2 protein-coding genes are annotated in these 2,756 nt (G+C 70.5%); one reads left to right on the top strand and one right to left on the bottom strand.

What is annotated here, in order from left to right:
- Positions 1 to 182, bottom strand: a 182-nt coding sequence (locus BN11_RS25315) for a hypothetical protein (protein ID WP_235435510.1), incomplete at its 3' end; no start/stop codon positions are given.
- 228 nt (positions 183 to 410) lie between these two features.
- On the opposite strand from BN11_RS25315, the gene BN11_RS25905 reads away from it, so the two are divergent.
- Entirely contained in the window at positions 411 to 2,627 is a 2,217-nt protein-coding gene (locus BN11_RS25905) for a GTP-binding protein (RefSeq protein ID WP_053084140.1), read from the top strand.
- The last annotated feature ends 129 nt before the right edge of the window (positions 2,628 to 2,756 follow it).

A 2,756-nucleotide genomic window follows, 5' to 3' on the forward strand; every position in this document is an offset into this window, starting at 1 on the left:
ACGAGATTGGTTGCGTCGGAGGCGAAGGCGACAAAGCGGCCGTCGCGTGAGATTGCGGGTGTGTACGACGTGCCGTTGCCCGCGGCCGGCGCCGGTGCCGCGGCTGCTGCCGCCCCTAGTCCGGCGCCGGTCGCGGCAAGCGTGGTCAGGGCCGCGACAAATCGAGTCGTGCGTGAGTTCATTCTTGTTGTCCCCCTATGGTGTTCGTTCGCCGCCCCCCGTGGCAGCGTGCTCCATTATGGTACGGAGTCAAGCCGGCTCGCAGGGAAACGGCGAAATCGGGTGGTTGGGCCACGCCTCCGGCCCGACTCCGAAAATGCCTGGCGCCCACGGATGCCGGGCTGGCAGCGTGTCATCCATGACAGCTCTCCCGCTCCGGACCCTTTTCCCTTCTGCCGTGGAGCTGTCCCTTGACCACCCTCAACCTCGGGATCGTCGCGCATGTCGATGCCGGTAAGACCAGCCTGACCGAACGCCTGCTCTTCGACGCGGGCGTCATCGACGCCCTCGGAAGCGTCGATGCGGGGACGACCCGCACCGATTCCCTTGTCCTCGAACGTGATCGGGGCATCACGATCCGATCGGCGGTGATGTCCTTCGCGCTCGGCGACCTGCAGGTCAATATCGTCGACACCCCCGGACACCCGGACTTCATCGCGGAGGTCGAGCGTTCCCTCGGCATTCTCGACGCGGCCGTCCTCGTGCTGTCGGCCGTCGAGGGAGTGCAGGCGCAGACGGTCGTGTTGTGGCGCGCATTGCGCCGGGTCGTTGTGCCGATGCTGGTGTTCGTCAACAAGATCGACCGATCCGGGGATAGTTGCGCCGTCCTCAACGCGATTCGCGAACGGTTCGGCGTCGTCCTCGACCAGCGGACCGCAGCCCACGCGGAGGGGGAACGCACGGCATACGTCCGCGCACTCCGGCCTGGGTCTGCCGGCGGCGGCTCGCAGTCCCCCGCCCCGGAGCGCTGTGTCCCGGCATACTGCGGTTCGGCGATCACCGGAGCCGGGGTGCCCGAGCTGACCAACGCGCTGCGCGACCTCGGCGCGCGACTGCCGGCGCCGCATAGGACCGGTGAACCGGCTGGCACGGTGTTCGCAGTGGACCGGTCCGGCGGGGCTCGACGCGTCTGGATCCGGTTGTGGGACGGGCAGATCCGGGCGCGCCAACGGTTGCGCGACGGGGACCACACCACTCCTCCGGTGACCAGGCTGGCGGTGACGATGCCCAATAGCGTGTGCGATGCGCGCGTGGCCACGGCCGGTCAGATCGTCGCCATCTCCGGCGTACCGCTGCGCATCGGCGATGAGAGCGGGGCGAGTCGGGGCCGGGCGATAGCGGCCTTCCCGCCGCCGGTGCTGCAGTCCCTCGTCGAACCGGTCGATCCGGCCCAGCGCGGACTGCTGTGGGCGGGACTGCGTGACCTCGCCGACGAGGATCCGCTCATTGACCTGCGCCTCGATGACAACACCGGCCAGGCTGCCGTCAGCCTGCACGGCGAGGTGCAGAAGGAGATCATCGCCGCTCTGTTGGGCCAGCGGTATGGCGTGTCGGCGCGCTTCACCGACACGACGGTGGTGTGTCTCGAACGGGTTCGCGGCGTCGGCGAGGACGTGTTGCGGATCCTGACCCGAGTGGGTGGCTACCTGGACGACACCCGGATCGCCGGGGAGTACCTGCACCTGTCGGGTCTGCTCGCCACGGCGCGCCTGCCCGAGCTGACCTCGGGGCTGCCGGATGTTGCCGAAGGCGAAGCGGCGGTCGTGCACCGGCTCGAGCACCACGCGCCGGTGGCCGGGTCACCTCCCCAACGGTGCCGGATAGGGCCGGATCCCGCGGATCGGGAGGCGTGGTTCCGCGACATGCCGAGCTCAGGTGGCCTGTCGGTCACCTCTGGCAAGGTGGTGGCCATGGCGAGGGCGAAGCACGATGGCATCGGGACCCCGGGAGGCAGTCCCGAGCGGCCCGCGCTGTTCTTCTCCGGTCCCGAGGAGTTCCGGGCGTGGCTGACCGCCAACCACGAGACGGCGCCGGAACTGTGGATGGGCCTACGCAAGCGCCATGTCGCCGACCGGGGGCTGACCTGGGCCCAGGCCGTGCCCGAGGCGCTGTGTTTCGGCTGGATCGACTCGGTCGCGCAACGGATCGACGAGGACACGACCCGGCAGCGCTGGACGCCTCGCCGGGCGGGCAGCGTGTGGAGCTCGGTCAACATCGCACTCGTGGAGGAGCTCACTGCCGGGGGGCGGATGCAACCGGCCGGGATCGCCGCCTTCGAGCGGCGACAACCCGAGCGGTCAGGCATCTACGCCTACGAGAAGCCGGGCGATCAGGAGTTGCCTGCCGAGTATGCCGCGCAGCTGGCCGCCGATCCGGTCGCCGCCCGCTGGCTAGAGCTGGCGACGCCCACTTATCGGCGGTTGGTCATCCACTGGGTGCTCGCGGCGAAGCAGCAGGCGACCCGCGACAAGCGGATGGCCGAGTTGGTCGCTGACAGCGCCCGCGGGCTGCTGGTCAAACCGCAGCGGTACGGCGCGGTGCCGGCCTGGGTGGTGCGCAACCGGGCCACGCTCGGCCTTGCCGACCCCGGCGACGGCACCGGCGCGAGCGGGCCGGAGGAGCGGTGAGCGCGGCATACGGCCCGCACGACCGGGAGCGGTGGGTCGGCGAGGACCCGGCGCTCAAGCGCACCGACCGCGACGACTTCGCCCGCGACCGCGGACGGCTCATCCACTCGGCGGCGCTGCGGCGGGGGG

It is taken from the genome of Nostocoides australiense Ben110, from assembly GCF_001050535.1.
Classification (GTDB): Bacteria; Actinomycetota; Actinomycetes; order Actinomycetales; family Dermatophilaceae; genus Nostocoides_A; species Nostocoides_A australiense.